General features: G+C 42.7%; 15 protein-coding genes and 1 CRISPR repeat array (1 of these 16 cut by a window edge). Of the genes, 4 read left to right on the top strand and 11 right to left on the bottom strand.

From position 1 onward, the window contains the following. A CRISPR array of direct repeats spans positions 1–1,394; the repeat unit is 28 nt; unit sequence TTTCTAAACCATCTATGCGATGGCGAAC; it begins 2,715 nt to the left of the window's first position. A 97-nt stretch (positions 1,395–1,491) separates the two neighbouring features. From cas1f to ACAM37_RS01395, 5 genes are all read right to left on the bottom strand, one after another. Continuing rightward, positions 1,492–2,460: a type I-F CRISPR-associated endonuclease Cas1f gene (gene cas1f / locus ACAM37_RS01375; protein WP_050324603.1), complete on the bottom strand. Its 969-nt coding sequence runs from the start codon at positions 2,458–2,460 to the stop codon at positions 1,492–1,494. Between the two features lie 58 nt (positions 2,461–2,518). Further along, entirely contained in the window at positions 2,519–3,142 is a 624-nt protein-coding gene (locus ACAM37_RS01380) for a type I-F CRISPR-associated endoribonuclease Cas6/Csy4 (protein WP_099808514.1), read from the bottom strand. Between the two features lies 1 nt (position 3,143). Next, entirely contained in the window at positions 3,144–4,205 is a 1,062-nt protein-coding gene (gene csy3, locus ACAM37_RS01385; protein ID WP_007117097.1) for a type I-F CRISPR-associated protein Csy3, read from the bottom strand. 61 nt (positions 4,206–4,266) lie between these two features. Beyond that, the gene (gene csy2, locus ACAM37_RS01390) at positions 4,267–5,238 is read right to left on the bottom strand and encodes a type I-F CRISPR-associated protein Csy2 (RefSeq protein WP_050324604.1); all 972 of its coding nucleotides are present in this window, start codon (positions 5,236–5,238) and stop codon (positions 4,267–4,269) included. Continuing rightward, positions 5,235–6,479 carry a hypothetical protein gene (locus ACAM37_RS01395; protein ID WP_369626364.1) on the bottom strand — a complete coding sequence of 415 codons (1,245 nt, stop codon included), beginning with the start codon at positions 6,477–6,479 and terminating at the stop codon, positions 5,235–5,237. Before ACAM37_RS01395 ends, csy2 begins: the two co-directional genes overlap by 4 nt. 184 nt (positions 6,480–6,663) lie before the next feature. Here ACAM37_RS01395 and cas3f point away from each other — a divergent pair, with 184 nt between their 5' ends. Both cas3f and ACAM37_RS01405 read left to right on the top strand, forming a co-directional pair. Further along, positions 6,664–9,921, top strand: coding sequence for a type I-F CRISPR-associated helicase Cas3f (gene cas3f, locus ACAM37_RS01400; RefSeq protein ID WP_369626365.1), 3,258 nt, complete (start codon positions 6,664–6,666; stop codon positions 9,919–9,921). 455 nt (positions 9,922–10,376) lie between these two features. Continuing rightward, positions 10,377–10,832: a replication initiation protein gene (locus ACAM37_RS01405; RefSeq protein WP_076775676.1), complete on the top strand. Its 456-nt coding sequence runs from the start codon at positions 10,377–10,379 to the stop codon at positions 10,830–10,832. Between the two features lie 98 nt (positions 10,833–10,930). Here ACAM37_RS01405 and ACAM37_RS01415 read toward each other — a convergent pair whose 3' ends face one another. Beyond that, complete coding sequence (locus tag ACAM37_RS01415; protein ID WP_065253432.1) at positions 10,931–11,197, bottom strand: ArsR/SmtB family transcription factor; 267 nt, start codon at positions 11,195–11,197, stop codon at positions 10,931–10,933. Positions 11,198–11,264: 67 nt separating this feature from the next. Between ACAM37_RS01415 and ACAM37_RS01420 the strand changes: the two genes are divergently transcribed. Both ACAM37_RS01420 and arsC read left to right on the top strand, forming a co-directional pair. Further along, positions 11,265–12,557 (top strand): arsenic transporter, encoded by a 1,293-nt coding sequence (locus tag ACAM37_RS01420; RefSeq protein ID WP_099834437.1) that lies wholly within the window; start codon positions 11,265–11,267, stop codon positions 12,555–12,557. Positions 12,558–12,582: 25 nt separating this feature from the next. Continuing rightward, complete coding sequence (gene arsC / locus ACAM37_RS01425) at positions 12,583–12,993, top strand: arsenate reductase (glutaredoxin) (protein ID WP_369626366.1); 411 nt, start codon at positions 12,583–12,585, stop codon at positions 12,991–12,993. A gap of 351 nt (positions 12,994–13,344) precedes the next feature. Here arsC and ACAM37_RS01430 read toward each other — a convergent pair whose 3' ends face one another. The 5 genes from ACAM37_RS01430 to ACAM37_RS01450 form a co-directional block, all read right to left on the bottom strand. Then, positions 13,345–15,030 carry an AMP-binding protein gene (locus tag ACAM37_RS01430; protein ID WP_369626367.1) on the bottom strand — a complete coding sequence of 562 codons (1,686 nt, stop codon included), beginning with the start codon at positions 15,028–15,030 and terminating at the stop codon, positions 13,345–13,347. A gap of 149 nt (positions 15,031–15,179) precedes the next feature. Continuing rightward, the gene (locus ACAM37_RS01435) at positions 15,180–16,241 is read right to left on the bottom strand and encodes a CaiB/BaiF CoA transferase family protein (protein ID WP_369626368.1); all 1,062 of its coding nucleotides are present in this window, start codon (positions 16,239–16,241) and stop codon (positions 15,180–15,182) included. Next, complete coding sequence (locus ACAM37_RS01440; RefSeq protein ID WP_369626369.1) at positions 16,234–18,402, bottom strand: 3-hydroxyacyl-CoA dehydrogenase NAD-binding domain-containing protein; 2,169 nt, start codon at positions 18,400–18,402, stop codon at positions 16,234–16,236. The genes ACAM37_RS01435 and ACAM37_RS01440 overlap by 8 nt, the downstream gene beginning before the upstream one ends. A 48-nt stretch (positions 18,403–18,450) precedes the next feature. Further along, positions 18,451–19,659, bottom strand: coding sequence for an acetyl-CoA C-acetyltransferase (locus ACAM37_RS01445; RefSeq protein ID WP_007117086.1), 1,209 nt, complete (start codon positions 19,657–19,659; stop codon positions 18,451–18,453). Between the two features lie 119 nt (positions 19,660–19,778). Continuing rightward, positions 19,779–20,927, bottom strand: coding sequence for an acyl-CoA dehydrogenase family protein (locus ACAM37_RS01450; RefSeq protein ID WP_065253426.1), 1,149 nt, complete (start codon positions 20,925–20,927; stop codon positions 19,779–19,781). Positions 20,928–20,947: the final 20 nt, after the last annotated feature.

Raw genomic sequence — 20,947 nt, forward strand, 5'->3', positions numbered from 1 at the left:
TGCGATGGCGAACTATCCATGAATGCGGACGCTACCAATGACACATTTCTAAACCATCTATGCGATGGCGAACTATGGATGTTGAGCGCAAGCTCTTCGCCACCGTTTCTAAACCATCTATGCGATGGCGAACAAAAATTGGGCGGTGCGTGTGGTGGTCTCAAATTTCTAAACCATCTATGCGATGGCGAACCCGACTCATCGAAGAGAGCTGACCGCTATTTTTTTCTAAACCATCTATGCGATGGCGAACACGAACCAAAAACCGATGTCATGACCGCCATTTTTCTAAACCATCTATGCGATGGCGAACTGTATAAAGGTTATGCAGGGTAGGGGTTGTTGTTTCTAAACCATCTATGCGATGGCGAACACTGCGATTGACGAATAAGCAGCCTTTTTCTATTTCTAAACCATCTATGCGATGGCGAACCAATGACGACATTTTTTTAAGTTCTCGCCTAATTTCTAAACCATCTATGCGATGGCGAACGTAGGATTTTGGTTTCCATTTTGGATAGCAAATTTCTAAACCATCTATGCGATGGCGAACGCCGAACAGTTCCGTGACAACAGCGACTTGGTTTTCTAAACCATCTATGCGATGGCGAACACGTTTAAAAATAGTTGACCCTGATTTTGACTTTTCTAAACCATCTATGCGATGGCGAACTATGTGCCCAACGGTAAGCCTGATGGGGTTAATTTCTAAACCATCTATGCGATGGCGAACAAACCGACTTATCAAAACTTAAAGCCGCTCAATTTCTAAACCATCTATGCGATGGCGAACATTATCACCTTATCACCTTTTTTTTTGATATATTTCTAAACCATCTATGCGATGGCGAACAAACAAAGCCCGCAATGAAGGCTTTACCTTCGTTTCTAAACCATCTATGCGATGGCGAACCGAGTTTGGGCGGTTGCTTAGGGTCTTTTTCATTTCTAAACCATCTATGCGATGGCGAACGCCAAGTTGCTTTGTAAACTGTTTTTGCATTGTTTCTAAACCATCTATGCGATGGCGAACTCGGTATCAAAATCAGTAGCGGATTTTGTTGGTTTCTAAACCATCTATGCGATGGCGAACCGGATTTTGTTGGGGATGTGGTATCAATATCATTTCTAAACCATCTATGCGATGGCGAACTAGCAAATGTGTTGTCTTTGCAAATGCTGTAATTTCTAAACCATCTATGCGATGGCGAACTGAATGGGTCGAAATGTGGCAAAAGGCATTAATTTCTAAACCATCTATGCGATGGCGAACTAATGGGGCATATAGCGGAACCCGATACGCTTATTTCTAAACCATCTATGCGATGGCGAACAAAGCCGTTAAACCCCCTAAAAAGGGCGAAAATTTCTAAACCATCTATGCGATGGCGAACTGGAGAATTTTCTGACAAAATCCCCAGATATCAATTATATACGTTTTAATTCAGTCAAGACACTTCGTTTTAAAGTGCTTTTTATAAGCAGCTGATTTTATTTAATTTTTTGGCAAGTGTCTACAACGAAGCCAAACATATAATCTAACACATCTTGGTCTTGGCAAATCTCGATAAGTTGCATCCGAAACTCTTTTTGATTATGCCCCAGTTTTGCCGAAATAAATGCTTGTGGCATCACCATCGCATCTTTGACCAAATCTGCTACATCAAACACCAAACCACCACGGCGGGTTTTACCATGTAGCATCGGTAGAGCAAAGCTAATACCTAACCCATGTAATGCAACTGCCGCATAGCCATAAGCGATATAATTCCCGTGGTCAAGGTAGCTATTGGCGATATCGGCGATATCATCATTGGCATTTTTGCCTTCCTCGCGGGTAAATTTAAAGCCACAGCCTTCCGCCAAGCTTTTATATAATACCTTTGCCCAGCGACCTTCGGCAGTCAATAACTGCTCTTGGTTCATTGCCGATTCTATCGCTTGTGAAAAATTAACTACCGCCGATTCATCTAGGCGAATACCATATGATGTCAGTAGTGGATTTTTTTGCCAGTATTTTTTGACAATTTCAATACGTTCTTGTAATAGCACCTTTGCCATCAACAGCCGTGTCGTATCATCAAGCCATGCTTTCATCCAAATTTGCATATATTCGGTAGGACGATACTCACTTTGTGGGGCTAGAAAGGTCAAATCTAATGCACTAAATAATGGTGAACCGCCTGAACCACAAAAACCGACCATTACATTTGATTCTGCCAAACGTCTAGCGGCGGCATCGGTAATCGAACTACCTTTACCCAGTAATAAAAAAGCGGTATTTTTTTCGGGAATATTATAAAAATGTTCAATCGGTTGCATACTTTCGGTCAGATACACGATACGGTCATCTTTTAAAATGACTCGAACTCGCTCAAGATAAAACACACACGCCCGCTTGGACAACATCAGCGGACGGCTACGTTGCTTACGTAAATGACTATTATGAGTTTGGCTCATGTTTTTCTCTTTGATAAATGAAAAAGCAGTAAGCATAAAAGCCTACTGCTTTTTTAAATTAGAATATCGGCAAAGCAAACGGCTGACTGGCACGAGCCAAACCATAGCCATCTGGCACGCCGTCACCTGCATTTTCCATCGGTACAATATCGATGGTTAAGGTAAAAACTTGTCCTGTGCTTTTACTGGCAACTTTAAGATACGGCAAGTCTTTGGCAGTGGCTAGACGACGTTCTCGTAATGGCACATTATTGTCAGACAGTTGAGTACGTTCCATTTTTGCCGTAGGAATGCGAAAACGACGATAACTTTGCCAGCCTGTGATTTTGGCTGTTGGTACAGGCGTTGGCGTACCGACCACACTATAATCCCGTACTTTCCAATGTTGGCTAATACTATCTACCAATCGCTGTAATGCCTCGCTACTATCCGAAAATACCCGAAAAATATCAAAATCAAAACGGGGCGACTTGCCATATTTTTTTTCGAAATCCGCTTGCTTTGCTTTAAGCTTTGGGGAAGGGACCAATGCTATGGCATATGGTGATTTATCCACCAATGCCAACGCTCGAAACGTGCCATGCAATACCGCATAAATCTGATTGCGAATGGTCGGTAGTGATAAATCGACCGTATCTGCCGATTCAATCACACGTACATCCACATAAAACTCAAATGACATCTTAATCTCCCTCAGAATATACGCCACCACGAATCAGACAGGCAATCAAAAACATCCCTTTTTCGCTGTTGGGGTCTAAGTCATCAATCTCTTTTAAAATATCAAACGCTGACATTTTTTCTTTACCCACACGATAAAAAAATTGATGCTCAAGATTTGCCCCATTTGGCTCTACCGCAATCGGTTTATGATTGTATTCTTCGGCATTGGGATACCACGTATCAATGGTACGAATCGCATTACCGATTTTTTGGTCACGTAATGCCGCTTGCCCCAAAAATTGGTTGTTGTCTGCCCCACGTTGGGGGCGAACAGGGTTAAGTTGATACAGCGAACGAGAAAAGCCTTTGGGTTTATCTTCTAGATAATTTTGTGAAGGGAATACTTCCACACCACCCATGCCAAAATCAACTACCGCTTCGATATGTAGCCCTGCATTGGTTGCATCGCCTTTTGCCCCTGTTAATAAAATCTCGGCTAATGCCTGCTCATCCGCACTAGGATTGTCAAAACTGTTTAAATTGTAGTCTAACGCCTTAAAGGTATAAGATTTTTCCGAATTTTGACTGGGTGTTACCGTAATTACAATGCTTTCTGCCACCAAGCGATTACGCCATAACCAGCGACCGTTCACAACATTACGCACATAACGACCGACCACCGTTTTTAGCCCATCGCTGTCTTTGGCACGAGCCACAAAACCTTGAAATGCCTTGCGAAATGCTTGTTCATCGCTTTTATCTGCCCCTGCTTTAGTCGCACTGGCAAACAAAATATCCGCCAAGTCAATCAAACGAAAATCCCACGTCACCAATAATTTGGCATTGGGTAATAATTTGGCAGATTCGGTTTGTTGAATATTACTGACTTCACGAGCAACTGATTCGCCCGATGCTGACCCTTTGCTTTTATTGCCTGCCACATTTTGTGTACCACGAATGCCATGATACATGACTTTTAATGATTCAGTTTTGCCATCTATCAGATGAAAAAATGCCCCGTCGCTGATAACAGTACCACGTTGTAGGGCTAGGCTTGCGGGTAATTTTTTGAAAGTTGCCATAATAGAACTCCTGTTTGTTTTTTAACATTGGTTAGGTAAAAGTTTAGTTTCAAAAGTAAGGTTAAATAGATTGTCGCAATAAAAACACATCGCCACCATTATGGGTGTGCCATTGGTACTGCCAAAATAACTCTTGTGGGTTGTCAGATAATTGACGTAACGGCTCGGCAATCGGGTTTTGCGGTTGGTACGGTTCTTGCTCTTCTTCAGATAAGTCCACATCGTCAGACGGTTGGACTTTGGCAAAATTGAGTAACTGCCGAATCGACACATATTGCACCAAGCCAATCAATGGCTCGGCATAGGCGTGGGGCGTTTCTATCACATCGTTATCAAGCGTATAGGCTTGTCGCACACCCGTTCTATCCGTTTTTGGTTCTTCAAGCAACGCATAGCCTAGATTCGTCGCTGACAAAAAACTTAAGCCATGATATTCACCAAAGGCATGATTTAAGCCGTCCTTGGTAAGTGCCAATAGCCGTGTAAAGGCTTGCAAACGATTGAGATTTTGCGATTGTTGGTACGCTAATAACACATCGTGACGGTCTAGCACCACAAAGCCTGTCTTAATATTTTTGGAAAAAATTTTTGATAAATCTTTTTCTTCAAAAATTTCAACTTTACCAATTTCAATAATTTGACCGCCTGCAAATCGTTGATTGTTTAATAATTCAATTAACACGTCTGAATCAATAACACAATCAAATCGTATCACCAAACTAAGATGCAAATGACAGCTTGCCGTTGGTTGTAACGATAAGGCATTGGGATTTTTTGATGAATAATCGTTTTTATTGATAAACGCAGAGCCACGGCGTTGGGCAGGGGTAAAGCGTCCATAGGCAAAGCCACCCAAATCTTGCCTGTCATGGTGAATATAAATCACGCCTGTGTCCTTCACGCCCAATTTGCGAGCCAACGCATGAGCGAACATAGTGGATGCCATCAAAGGTACGCCACCGAGCAAAATCCCGCTGGTCTGCAGATTTGCCCCTTGCACTTGAATATGCGGAATGACCGCTAAAAAACTCATGATGCTAACTCCTTATGACTGTAGAGCAAGCCACGAATTCGGCGAGCCAAAAATGGTATGGTGCTATCTTCGAGTACAAAGGTAACAGGGTTACTTTGTCCTTCGACTTCGTAGGATTGACGGACGATATTTTTTGCCAAATGCTCGGCAAACGCCGTCATCCAGCCTTCATCTCGTAGCTTTGGGTCAATCAGTCCTTGGATGGCTAAATCGACGCTTGGGTGCTGTAATGGTGTTAAAGCAACCCGTTCTTTACTCACCATTTCCCCTGGATTTTCGTCATACGTTTCATCGCTTATTTTAGTGATATTGGGCAATCTATCAGCCACTTGTTCAAGGCTATTTTTAGCTTCTCGCCCTTGAGCCAAGACGATGCGTAAGATATGGGTCAAAAATTGTTGCTCGGCTTCACGGCTATCCATATTGGTACTAGTGGCTTCAATGCCTTTGTTTTTCCAGTCTTGGTTATTTAAATCTTGTTCTGTAGTAGCAATACCTTGATTCACCAAATCTGCCCAAGCAAGTAATGCGGGCTGAACAAGTTTGTCTTTCGGCAATTTATTGGGGATATAGTAGTCTAAGCCTTTGTAATACAGGCTAAAGGCTTGACGTATCGTATCATTAGCAGTTGGGGCAGTTAGATAAATTGGGCGTTGTAATGTTCTAATAAAAATTGGTGACCCCACATTTTGAATATTTGAACCGCCAATACCAAAAACGGCTGTCGTAATATTATGAAATTTATCGTCAGATTGCCGAACTTCTTTAATTCTTTCGATTTCAGAAGTAAGCCAATAATTAACACCAACTGCACTAATTGGGCTTATTGAAAGATAACTCTCTTCTTTAGGAAGTAATAGCTGACGCATACGGATATTAATGTGCTTAAGCTTAGACTGATAAGGATTATCAAAAATAGTGACGATATCTTGTTTAAGAATATTAGCTATATTTTTTAAATCATCTTCAAATTCATCAAGATTTTCATCAAGCATAGCCGCCTTGATTATCTTAAACATAGTGGGTATTTTGCCTGCATTGGCTTGGTAGTCAGTGGGAATGGTGATATCGTCAGCAAGTAATGTTCTCGCACTGATATAGGGCAAATCCAAGGCTTGTGATTTTGCCAAGCGAATACCGCCTTTTTCGATATTGGAATTAATCGTTTTATTACTAAAATGCACCGATTCAGCAAGCGTTTGCCGATACTGGTCGATGGGAATTGTGGAAGCATCTGACATTCATTTCTCCTTTTTTATTTAATTCTATCTAGTTTTAGCATAGTATTGCCCAAATAAAAAGCAGGCAAAAGTAGATAAAAGACACACGATGTCGTATTGTTAATATTCATTATAGAATTTAGTTTTATATTAAGTGAAAATGATAAGCTTATAAAAACAGAAAAATTAATTTGGAAAAAATGAAATGCACGTCATTTTTATCTCTGCTTGCGAAAAAAAAGCCCTGAAAAAAACCCGAGCCGTACTCGACAGCTACGCCATCCGCACAGGACAAAGCACATGGCAAGCCCCCATGACCATGGAAGGTCTAACCGAAGTCCGCAAAGCCCTAAAACAAAAAGGCATCACTCGCCAAACCGCTGTCGCCGCTTACATCAATTACGGTATGCGACGCATGAAGCTGGCGTGGGTCGTGGGAGCAAAGCATCGGTTTAATAGCGAAGGGGCATACCCTGTCGCTTCAACTGGCAAGCCTTATACCAAGCGACAAATCGACGACTGGGTCAGAGCAGCAAGTCTATTGGCAGGAGCGGCAGGCGATATGCATGATATCGGCAAAGCATCGCAACATTTTCAAAACAAACTGTCACCTAATCAAGCAAATAAAATCATCGCTGATGATATCCGCCATGAATGGCTATCCGTCAAGCTACTGCAACAACTCCGACACAATAACTTTGATTGGCAAAACGCTTGGCAACAAGTTGCCAAAGATAAAAACCGTAATATTTTTACCTTAGGTGATTTAAAACAAGTCGATGATGGCGTGGCAAACGGCATTGAAGCGGTGGATTATTTGATTGTCACTCATCATGGATTATTGGGAGCAGATGACCCAACAGGCTATGCAAGCTATCCTAACGAAGACAAACACGTACGTGAACCATTACCTCGTACCCAACAACTCACTTGTGCAGGCGAGTTACCACAAAGCATTTTTGATAGTTATCAAAAACGCATGGCACGACTTGCCAAATTATTGCCTACCAACGCCAGTCCAACTTATTATAAAGCCCTCTGTTTACATGCTCGTAATGCCTTGATTCACGCTGACCATACCATTTCTGCGGTCAATTATCTGGACATGGTGCAACCTGCCACTCCAACTCCCACGCAACTGTTTGCTAATACCTGTTTTGTTGATAGTAAAAAACAACACAATCAACCGCTAGAATGGCATTTACGTAGCGTGGGCGAGCGAGCCAGTGTTATCGCCTGCAAAATGATGACAGAATTAAATTTGTCTGGACTATGTGAGCAGACCGTCGAATATATCAAAACACCCACGCAAAACGCTTATTTTAAGTGGCAAAATGTTGCTGGCAATGCCTTGCAAAAATTCGCCGATAAATATCCCGATGTACCTACGCTTGTTTTTAATATCGCAGGTACAGGGAGCGGTAAGACTCGAATGAATCTACGCACCGCTTGTACCTTGCGACCCAATGACCCACGTATTTGTATTGCGTTAAATTTGCGTTCTTTGACTTTACAGACAGGTGACGCTCTCAAAAAATCCATGAATCTATCCGATGATGAATTAGCCGTCGTCATCGGCGACAATATTACCCAAGAACTATTTGAAAAAGCCAAAAATAACCAAGGAATTGACGAAGATGAAAATCCCCCAGAGCCGATATTTGATGCCAAAGGAGAAGATTATGATATCCCTGCGTGGCTTAACCCATTGTTTGAGAAAACCACCAAAAAGGGCGTTATAAGTGACAATGATGGCAAAACGTTATTGGCATCGCCTTTGCTCGTTTCAACCATTGATTATCTGATAGCAGCGGGCGAGCCACACAAACAAGGGCATCATGTCAAAGCCTTGCTACGGCTTATGAGTAGTGATTTGATACTCGATGAAATTGACGGCTACGACCCGCAAGCCTTGATGGCGGTATTGCGACTGGTGCAACTTTCCGCCATGTACGGTCGCCACGTGATTTGCTCATCGGCAACTTTGTCCAAAACCTTGGCGATTAGCGTGCATCGTGCCTTTGAATCAGGCATTGCCATGCGACAAGCCTTGCTAAACAATGACAAACAAGCATTTAATATTGCCATTGTCGATAATGAAATTGATAGCAAAAACCCGCCCAAAATTTGGCAACAAACGCTAACGCAAGATAACGACACCCAAGCTGACGATAAAAACTTTAAAGATATTTACCAAACACACCTCAATGAATTACAGCTTGCTTTAGCCAAAAAGACGAGTTTTCGCCTAGCCGAACTCAAACCCATGCCAAAGGCAACGATTAGCGATTGGCAACAAGCGGTACTTGAATCTGCCCAAATCTTGCATGATAGACACGCTTGGCAATGGCAAAATGGGGAAAAATGCCTATCCTTTGGCTTGATTCGGGTAGCAAATATTCACCATGCTATTAGCCTTGCTCATTATTTTGCCAATCATTGGCAACACGCCCATATCGCTTGCTATCATGCCAATGATTGGCGAATCAATCGTTTTTATAAAGAACAACGCTTAGACACTTTACTAAGTCGTCATAAAGATGGCAAAAAACGTAAAACAGGCAATGAAACCATCGAGCAAGATAGCGAAATTATCGAACTTATGAACCACAGCCAACAAAACGATGTACCCTTTATCGTGATTGCCACGCCTGTCGAAGAAGTGGGGCGTGACCATGACTTTGACTGGGCAGTTATTGACGCATCAAGCGTTCAGTCTATTGTACAGACCGCAGGGCGAGTTAATCGTCACCGCCGAGAAACGATTCATGAGCCAAATATTATCATCCCCCAATTTAACTATCGGCATTGCAAATACATGCAACAAAAGAAATCTAAAGAAAAAAAAATCATTGCCTTTAAATACCCAGGTTATGAAGGTTATAACAATGCCAATGTTTACCCAACCCATGATTTGGCAAAGTTGTTACCCTGGCAAAATAATCAACTCATAATAGATGCTAGACTGCGTTTTGATAAAGATAACTGTCTATTTGCCCAATTTGATGATAGCGAGATACAAGGGTTTTGTGAGCGATATTTTTATGATGAAGGCGATGAGCTTTTTTCAAATACAGCAGTTGAAAGTAGTCTAATGACCGAGCAACTGTATCAAAAATTCACCCCGTTACGAGATAGACAGTATCAAGCCCTGTATCGAATGAATGCAGAATCGATTACGGATAATGAACTGGTTATCGAAAAATACGTTAATACGTTTAATCCAAGTTTTAAAAAGCAACAACAAGAATGGCAAGATTATAGCGGTGATTTTACCAAACCTATTTTACAACCCGCTAAGCCACAAGCGTGGCTGTATTTGTCGCCTAGTCAAATGGTGGAACAATGCGAATTTTATGATATTGATATTGAACAAGGCTGTCAAATTTCACTAAGTCTATATAATGATAAAAATGAGATACAGTGGCTATATGATGAAGGGTTTGGTGTAGTTAAAAAATAAGTAATTATGCTTGATATCGAATGTCTCATGTAAATTTGTTTTTATGATAGGAATTAAACTTTATCAAAATAATCTTATCACTCTAAATTTCATTAAACATTAGTATTAGTATTATCTATATTATTAAATTATAGAGGCTCTGTATTCCGCCATGGTAGCGGCTTTGCACGCAGATATGTGTACAGACTGGTGAATATAAATGTACAGATAGGTGAATCAAGATGTTCAGATAGGTGAATATAAATGTACAGATGGGTGAAGCTAGCAGTTTAACGCACATTAAAAGCGATTCGAAATAAATAATGAAAAATAACTTCTAAATCATTGAAACGAATGAATTTTGATTAACTTTTGTAACTGACATAGATTAACATAGATTACGATTTTACCCATCATCATGCTCACTTCTATAATCAAGCTCACAATAATTTGAGCCAATTGATAGCAAGTAGCCCATGACTATGCAAAGTTTTTACAATCAAGGTGCTGATAAAGTAATGATTATCAAACCCAATACGCTGATTGAAGCGGGTTTCGACTTGACCGAAGCCGAGCATGACTTGATAACACTGGCGGTTAATAAACTACATCGTTTGCAGTCTGGCGGCAGACGAGTATTGATTAGTGCCAAAGAATTTGCCAACGCCAATCGTGTCAATGAAATCTATGCCTATCGAGCCTTAAAAGATACCGCCAAAATACTTGGCGACAGAAAACTCAAATTTACCCTATACCTTGATAAAACCATTCAAGCGACCAATGAAGCGGACAAACTCACTGTTATCAAGCCTAACCACAACAACTTTACCACGTTGCGTTCTGAATATAACTGGCTACAAGGGGTCTCGTATCAAGATGATCAAGGCTTTATTATTTTGGATTTTTCCGACTGTAACTCTCCCCTAAAATAAAACAGCTCAGACATAGCCTTAATTGGCTAAGACCACATTCAGCTTTGAAGGGAAAAACACCCATCGAGAGGTATTTTGAATTAAGCGAGGAAACGCCTTTAATTTAATTCCAATGCACCAATTACCGCTTTGCCCCAATTTGGTAACTCTTTACTAATCGAATACCAAATCCAAGTGCCTTTACGCTCACTTTCTAAAATACCGATTTGCTTTAATTGGTTTAAATGCCGTGAGATAGTTGGCTGTGGTTGGTCTAACTCGCTGATGATGTCACACACGCATAACGCTTGCTTCTGATTAAGTAGTTGCACAATTTTTAATCTGGTGGGGTCGCTTAACGCCTTGAGAAAGTCTGTTTTATTCATATATTTACATATCCAAATATATAGATTATAGTATAGCTCAATTTTAACAGGTTTCTATAGGCAGTCAATGATTACCGCATTACTCATTTTTCTAGTGACTTTGATATTTGTAATATGGCAACCTAAAGGCTTGGGTATCGGTTGGACTGCCAGTATCGGGGCTGGGATAGCTTTGCTATTAGGGGTAATAACGGTTGCCGATATTCCTGTAGTGTGGAATATTGTTTGGAACGCTACCTTTGCCTTTATTGCTATTATCATTATTAGTCTGTTACTTGATGAAGCAGGCTTTTTCCGCTATATCGCCTTGCACGTTGCAAGATTAGCAAAAGGTAGCGGTAATCGGTTGTTTGCGTTTATTGTGCTACTTGGGGCGGTGGTATCGGCATTGTTTGCCAATGATGGTGTGGCTTTGATATTAACACCCATTGTGATTGCGATTTTAACCACGTTACGCTTTTCCCCTGCGACTACCCTTGCTTTTATTATGACAGCAGGGTTTATCGCTGATACCGCCAGTATTCCGCTCGTGGTGTCTAATTTGGTAAATATTGTGTCGGCTGACTTTTTTAAAATCCCTTTTACCGATTATGCCAAAGTGATGATACCAGTAAACGTGGTAGCGGTTGTCACCTCATTATTGGTACTGTATGGGTTTTATCATAAAGACATTCCTACGGTTTATGCGTTGGATTTAATCGAAAACTCACAATCGGCTATCGTGGATAAAAATACCTTTATCATGGGTTGGGTGGTATTGGCGTTACTTTTGTTGGGTTTTTTTGTGCTTGAGCCTATAGGTGTACCCATTAGCTTCATTGCAGGGGTTGGCGCGTTGGTGTTGCTTGTGGTAGCGAAAATGGGTAAAAAAATAACGGTGCTGCCGATTGTCAAAAATGCCCCGTGGCAAGTGGTGATATTTTCATTGGGTATGTATTTGGTGGTGTATGGTTTAAAAAATGCAGGGCTGACCGATTATTTAGCTCATGAGTTAAGCCAACTCGCTAATCATGGCATGATGACAGCTACAGTAGGAACAGGGTTATTATCGGCAGGACTTTCATCTGTCATGAATAATATGCCAACGGTGCTAATTCAAGCTTTAGCGATTGATGAGGCGACTATCCATGACCCCATGATAAAGCAAGCCATGATTTATGCCAATGTAATAGGCTGTGATTTAGGCACGAAAATTACCCCGATTGGCTCACTCGCTACCTTATTATGGTTGCACGTTTTAGCCAGTAAAAATGTTACGGTGAGTTGGGGCTATTATATTAAAGTCGGTATTATTTTAACCTTGCCTGTATTGGTGGCTACATTGGTTGCATTGGCAATTTGGTTGCCAATAATTCAATAATTTTAAAACTTAAAAAGGAACAAGTATGCAAAATATCACAATTTACCACAACCCTAACTGTGGCACATCACGCAACACGCTTGCTCTTATCAAACATCAAGGCATTGAGCCTTCTGTTATTCATTATTTGGATAACCCACCTGATGAAACAACCCTGCGTGATTTAATTACCAAAATGGGTATTACCCCAAGACAATTACTGCGTGTAAATGTGCCGCCTTACGCTGAACGTAAACTAGATAACCTTAGTTTGACTGATGATGACCTTATTGAAGCTATGTTAGCTGACCCACTTCTAATCAATCGTCCAATCGTTGTGAGTGATAAAGGCGTTAAGCTGTGCCGTCCTTCCGAAGTTGTACTAGATTTGATTGATACGCCCTTAACCAAAACCTTTATCAAAGAAGATGGGGAAAAGATTGAGCCGACAATTTAGTCAAAACACCTGTTTTTATTGAACTTGTAAGCCGTTACTGGGACTCCCCATTAACGGCTTTCTCATTTCAGCAATAAACTATCGTATTGATTTAAACCATAACTTGTATATTAGGACTTACGCAAAAAATTTTGCTTTTGCGTAAGTCCTATATCTCATAGATTTTGCTAACATGCAATTTAGGGTAATTTAACTTAAAGGTTTTCGTCTGTTCGAGTCAGATTATGCCTACCATATTCCAAAAGCCCCAGTCGATTGATTGGGGCTTTTTTATTGCAGTGATATCAAGGGGTTACGTGATTTTTCGGGGATTGAAAGGTAAACATCCGACCATTCCCTGGGCTGACACCATTATTTACTATTTTTCTCAAGTAACCGCAGTTCAGTTTTTTGAATTTTGCCAACCGCGGTTTTGGGTAATTGCTCAATAAACGTATATTGGCGTGGCCGTTTATACCCGGTTAATTGCTCATGACTAAAGGCTTTAAGCTCATCTATCGTCAAACTGTCATCTGATTTGACAATATAGGCTTTAACCGATTGTCCTTGAAGCGCATCTTCAACGCCAATCACGGCACATTCTTGGACTTTCGGGTGATTTAACAGCACCGCTTCAATTTCGGTTGGATAGACATTAAAGCCACTGACGATCAGCATATCTTTTTTGCGATCCATTAATTTGATATGCCCGTTTTGCATCATCATCCCAATGTCGCCTGTCTTTAAATGGCCTTCAGGTAAGAAATAATCGGTGTTGTCAATGTTATGATAACCTATAGTCACATTATCACCTTTGATACAGATTTCACCTACTTCGCCTAACGCCACTTCATTGCCCACATCATCACAGATTTTGATATCGATACTCGGTAAAGGTAGGCCAATATCGCCAGTGTACTCATGATTGGTGAGGGGGTTACACGTGCCTGCACCGATAGTTTCGGACATGCCCCATCCTTCTATTAAGGGGCAGCCTGTAAGCTCAAGCCAAGCCTTGGCCGTGGCGGGGGTGGCTGCCATACCGCCCGCGATTGATAATTTTAGTTGACGGGTATCGACACTTTTAAAATCGGGGTGGTTAACTAATGCCTGAAACAAGGTATTAACCCCAGGAAGAATGTGAAACGGCTTAGCAGATAATATTTTGATAAAACTGGCAATGTCTTTAGGGTTGGTCACCAAGGTCATGCGCATGCCAGATTTCATGCCTAACATGGAAAAGATAAACGCAAAGATATGATATAGCGGCAACGCTAGGATACTATGGAATACTTGTTCGACATTTTTTTGTTGGTTGAGTACCGGCAAAAACCACTGATAGTATTGTTCAACTGCTGTCAAAATATTTCGATGGGTCAGCAAGATGCCTTTGGGTCTGCCAGTGGTGCCGCCGGTGTATTGGATAAAGGCAACATCATCAAGTGATTTGGATGGCTGTTGGTAAGGCATGGATTTAGCGATTTTCATCACTTGACCCAATCGTAATGGCTGATACTTTTGGTCAATTTGGTAAGGCTCTACCATTTTCTTGACATATTTTACAGCGATATCGACTATTTTACCCTTTAATCCTAACAAGTCCCCTAAACGGATAATCACGACTTTTTTCACTGGGGTTTTATCAATGATTTTTTGTAAAGTGTGAGCAAAATTTTCTAAAATAAAAATAACTTCAGTATTGGCATCAATCAACTGAAACTCTAATTCACGAGCTGTATGTAGCGGATTAATCGGCGTCAAAACATACCCTGAGCGAATCGCACCTATCATGACCGGTAAATACGCTTGTACATTAGGCAGCATGATAGCGACACTGGCATTTGCGCTTAAGGATTGGGCTTGTAGCCAGCGGCTGACTAGGCGTGCGACGTTATCCGCCTGTTGATAGCTGATAGCTCTCTCCATATTGCTGGTGAATTCTCGTGAGGCAAAGGCCGTTAAACGATCATCAAAAAATTCTATTAACGATTGATCTGTTAAAGCGGGAATGTGTGCGGCGGTGGCAGGGTCATAAAATTTTGTCCAAAAATTTTCCATGTTGTTATCCTTTTTCTGTCCTTAGAAAATAGGCTAATAGGCCCTTGAAAAGGTTTTTTCCATGGGCCTATTAGGGTGCGCGTATTGCCGCGCTTTTTGATTACTATCAATTACTGTGCCTTGAGTTGATAGTGACGCAAATGAATAGCCTAGTTGCAATCATTATCACACCAAAGCTTAACATTACCATACTCATCTTGATTAGCAAATAGTTCATGACAGGCGGCTTCTGCCAAGGTTAAAATAGGCGTCACGCACACATCAAATTGGGTAAAGTAGTGCTGCCAGTGGCTAAGTGGCTGCGAGGCAAATTTTTGGGCGATAGCCTTGGCAGCGGCTTGGCTCTGCGGATGAGTAGGCAGTACGCCCATTTGCCAATGGCTAGCCGCATGTTCATTAACGTCTAACGCTTGACACAAGCCTTGCCAAAACTTTAGCTCAAGCGAACCGACTGCCATATAACGACCGTCTTGTGTCTGATATAGCCGGTAACATGGCAGCACGCCGCCTAAAAAATCCTGCTCAGGCGTCGGTGTTACCTGTGTTAATGCTTTGACAAATTTCCCCGTCGCTTTTGGCATCACCAAATGGTTGTATAAACTATGGGTCATGCTGATGATGATATGGCGACCTTTGCCAGTTAGCTTGGCATTGACAACGGCCGCTAATAAAGCGATAACCGCTGTGTCACTCCCGCCAGCCAAGTCGGCAAATTGAACATTGGGCATGGCTTGTTCACCCGATGCGGTTTTGAGTTGGTCAAGTACGCCACTCATTGCCATAAAGTTGATATCGTGCCCGGCTTTATCCGCCCAGTTGGGCGTCGTACCATAGCCAGTGATGGAAACAATCACCAGCTTTGGGTTGTCCGCAAGCAGTGCCTGTGGCGAAAGTCCCATGCCTTCTAATACGTTGGGGCGGAAACTATCAATCATCACATCAGCAGTGGCAATTTCGCTTTTAAGCTTAGCAATATCATCGGGGTGTTTGAAGTCCATTTTGTGACAAGCTTTGCCATGATTTAAAGCATCAAACAAATTGCCCAACGCCCGTGCAGGGTCACCTGACTTGGGTTCATACTTGATCACATCTGCCCCCAAATCAGCGAGCAGTCGTGTGGCAAATGGACCCGGCAAGTTGCGTGATAAGTCAATAACTTTTAGCCCTGTTAAGCAGTCAGCTATACCCAGTGCGGCTATGGCGTCATTCATTAACAAACTCCTTATGCGCTTTTGCCATAGCTACTAAAACTTGGGCAGGGGCAAAGCGCTCACCATAACGCTCGGCAAGTTGTTGACTGCGTGCGACAAAATTATCAACGCCATAGGCATTAATAAACTGCAAGGTACCCCCATGATGCGGGGCAAATCCCCAGCCAAAGATAGAGCCGATATTGGCATCTGCGATTGAATTAATCACGTTTTCTTCATAACAACGGGCGGTTTCATTGGCTTGGATACACATAAAACGGTCAATAAGCTCTTGCTGAGTAGGCTGCTTGTCTGCGACAGGGAATAAGTTTGATAGCCCGGGCCACAGTTGTTTTTCACCTCCCTCTGGGTAGTCATAAAACCCTTTGCCGAATTTTTTACCCAAACGCCCGTGGGTTTTGCCCATCAGCTCGACCACGCTATCGGCGGGGTGATGCGGCATTTCTTTGCCTTCTTTTTGTAAGTCTTTTTTGGTTTGCTCATTAATATGCAGCATCAGACCTAAAGACACCTCGTCTTGCAGTGCCAACGGTCCGACAGGCATACCTGATTTGATACCAGCTACCTCAATCAGACGGGGATGGACGCCCTCAGAGAGCATAGCAGAGCCTTCGGTGATATAGGTGGCAAACACACGAGACGTATAAAAACCACGGCTATCATTGACCACAATCGGCGTTTTGCCAATTTGTAATACATAGTCAAAGGCTTTGGCTAACGTAGTTTCATCGGTTTGCTCGCCCATAATGATTTCCACAAGCGGCATTTTATCGACAGGTGAGAAAAAGTGTAAGCCGATAAATTGCTTAGGACGGCCACTCGCTTTGGCTAAACCGGTAATTGGCAAGGTTGAGGTATTTGACGCAAAAATCGCATCGCTAGCGGTGACTGCTTCTGTTTGCTGGGTACACTTGGCTTTAATATCACGGTCTTCAAACACCGCTTCAATCACCAAGTCACAATCCGCTAAATCTGCATAATCCGTGGTGGTTTGAATTTTGTCCAGCAAGGATTGTTTTTTGCTATCATTGCTTCTGCCTTTGGCAATCGCTTTATCCAGCAAATTTTCTGAATACATTTTGCCTTTATCCGCATTTTCCATCGTGGTATCGAGCAATACCACGTCAATGCCTGCCTTAGCAGAGACATAGGCAATACCTGCACCCATCATCCCTGCACCCAACACACCGACTTTTTTGGTTTGGTATGGCGGGATAGATTTTGGACGAGATTGGCCCTTGTTGATGCTGTTGAGTTGGTGCCAAAGCGTGCCAATCATATTTTTTGACACTTGTGACATGGCACAGGCGGCAAAATAGCGAGACTCAAGCGCCAGACCAGTATCGATGTCCACTAAGCTACCTTCAAACACACAGGATAAAATGTGGGTAATGGCAGGGTAGTTGCCATGCGATTTTTGATTTGCCATCGCAGGGGCAATGCTCAGCATTTGGGCATTTTGCGGGGTTAAGGCGTTACCTTGAGGGATTTTAAAGCCTTTGACATCCCAAGGCTGCTGAGCGGTTGGGTGCTCATGAATCCACTGTTTGGCTTGTTCAATCAGTGATGTTTTATCAGTAACTACCGCATCGATAATGCCAAGCTGATGAGCGGCTTGGGTGGTAAGCTTAGTGCCTTGGGTCATCAACTCTAACGCTTTTTGCATACCGACAAGACGCATTAAACGCTGCGTACCACCGCCCCCAGGTAACAAGCCCAATTTGACTTCAGGCAGGCCATATTTGGCATTCGGTTGGTCAACGGCAATGCGATAATGACAGCCCAACGCTACTTCAAGCCCGCCACCTAAGGCAGTGCCTGTTAATGCAGCGACGACAGGTTTACCGCAGGTTTCAAGGCTGCGTAACACCTTTTTGAAATGTTCAACAAAATCAAAAGCTTGCTTGGGGGATTGGATATTGGCAAATTGGTCGATATCGGCACCCACGATAAAGCTATCTTTATCGCTGGTGATGATAAGCCCTTTGCTGTCTTTGTCTTCAATAAAACTTTGAGCGATTTTTTCTAAATCATTGCTAAAATGCTCATCAAGCACATTCATTTTGCGAGATTGTTGAATGGTCAAAATGACAGTATTATCGTCGTCAGTGGCAGAAAAATTGGCCAATTGATTCGCCGCTTGGCTGGTAAGACTGGTCATAGAAACATCCTTTTTTCTTCAGTTTTTTAATTCAATTAAATAGGCGACTTAAACACGTTCAATAATCGTGGCAATACCCATACCGCCACCGACACATAAGGTCGCAAGTCCAGTGGTCAAATCACGACGCTCCAATTCATCTAACAAAGTGTTAATCAAAATTGCTCCTGTTGCGCCTAATGGATGTCCCATAGCAATCGCACCACCGTTGACATTCACGATATCCATATTAAGCCCTAAATCTTTTGCCGTTTTCATTGGCACCGCTGCAAACGCTTCGTTAATTTCCCATAGGTCAATATCAGACACCTGCATATTCGCCCGGGCTAAGGCTTTTCTTGCGGCCAGTGTCGGACCTGTTAGCATAATCGTCGGTTCTGACCCCACCACTGCCGCCATCGTGACTTTGGCACGGGGTTTTAAATTCGCCGCTTGTCCCGCTGATTGACTACCAAGCAGACATAACGCGGCCCCGTCAACGATACCTGATGAGTTACCGGCATGGTGCACATGGTTAATTTTTTCAATCGTGGCATATTTATCTAAGACCACTTTATCAAAGCCCATTTTTCCTGGCATGGCAAACGAGGGCTTTAATTCTGCCAAGCGCTCAACGCTGGTATCAGCGCGAATGGTTTCGTCATGGTCTAAAATCATCAGACCATTGATATCTTTAACAGGAATAATCGATTTAGCAAAATACCCTTGCTCAGAAGCCTGCTGGGCTCTGCGATGAGACTCGGTAGCATATGCATCAACATCACTGCGACTAAAGCCTTCTAAGGTCGCAATCGTATCAGCGCCGATGCCTTGTGGGGCAAAGCCGGTGGCGGTATTGACGCGTGGGTCCATGTACCAAGCACCGCCGTCTAACCCCATTTTGACACGGCTCATAGACTCCACGCCACCTGCCACCACCATATCTTCCATGCCCGACATGATTTTGCTTGCGGCTAAATTAATCGACTCTAACCCTGATGCACAAAACCGTGATAGGGTAACGCCTGCCACCGATTCTGCCCAACCGGCATCAATTACCGCAATTCGGGCGATATCCGAGCCTTGCTCACCAACAGGGGTGACACAACCTAGTACCACATCATCCACCAACTGCGTGTCCAACTGATTGCGCGACTGTAAATTTGTCAGCAGTTCTCTGATTAACCAAATTGGAGCGACTTGGTGCAAGCTGCCATCGGATTTGCCTTTGCCACGCGGGGTGCGGATAGCATCATAAATATAAGCGGTATTACTCATTTGATTTTCCTTAATCATGATTAAAATTTGTCAATTGCTAATGGCTAATGGCTAATGCTAATATCTGATACTAATATCTAGGCTGGCTAAAAAGTGGCGCAGCCATATAAAACGATGAGTTACATAAAACGAGACGCCAACTCTTTCATGATTTCATTGGTACCGCCATAGATTTTTTGCACTCGGGCATCAGCATATAATCGGGCAATCGGATACTCCAGCATATAACCATAGCCACCAAATAGCTGTAAGCATTCATCCGTGACTTTGGCTTGTTTATCCGTGGTAAAGGCTTTTAATAGAGCGGCATGTTGTACGGTCAGTTTTTTGTTAAGATGGGCCTCGAGTGCCGCATCACACATCGCCCTGACGGCAAGGTAGTCCGCATTACATTCGGCAAGTTTAAATCGGGTATTTTGAAATGACCACACAGGCTTGTTAAAGGCGTGGCGTTCTTTGGTATATTCGATGGTAAGCTCAATTGATTTCTTAATCGCCCCCGCCGCCGCCAAAGCAATGATTAAGCGTTCTTGTGGCAACTCTTGCATCAACTGAATAAAGCCCATGCCTTCAACACTGCCCAATAAGTTTTTTTGTGGGACACGCACATTATTGAAGAACAACTCTGAGGTATCTTGTGACGATAAACCGATTTTCTCTAAGTTGCGACCCCGCTCAAAGCCCGCTAGACCATCGGTTTCTAACACCAAGAGAGATACCCCTTGAGCGCCTTTTTCGCGGTCGGTTTTACAAGCGACGATAATTAGGTTGGCCAACTGACCATTGGTGATAAAAGTTTTAGAACCATTTAAAATGTAGTCATCACCGTCTTTAACGGCATAGGTTTTGATAGCTTGTAAATCTGACCCCGTCCCTGGCTCGGTCATCGCAATCGCACCAACCAATTCGCCCGTTGCCATTTTTGGTAACCAACGCTGTTTTTGCTGTTCACTGCCATGATGCAAGATATAAGGTGCCACAATACCTGAATGCAAAAAGCCACCAAATCCGCTCAAGGCCGCATCGGCTTGGGCATAAATCAATGCCGCTTCATGACGAAAGTCGCCACCGGCACCGCCATACTCTTCAGGCATCGATGCACATAAAAAGCCCATCGAGCCTGCTTCAAGCCATGCTTCTTTATCCATCATGCCGTTTTTTCGCCACTCGATGTCTTTATCAATCCAAGTTTGAAAAAACTTCTTGGCAGTCTCTTCTAGTATGGCGACTTCTTCGTTCATCCAGCTTGATTCAAAATGGTTGATCATCCTTGATTCCTCGTTCGTTA

This window comes from Moraxella sp. K23, assembly GCF_041154765.1.
Lineage (GTDB): Bacteria > Pseudomonadota > Gammaproteobacteria > Pseudomonadales > Moraxellaceae > Faucicola > Faucicola tetraodonis.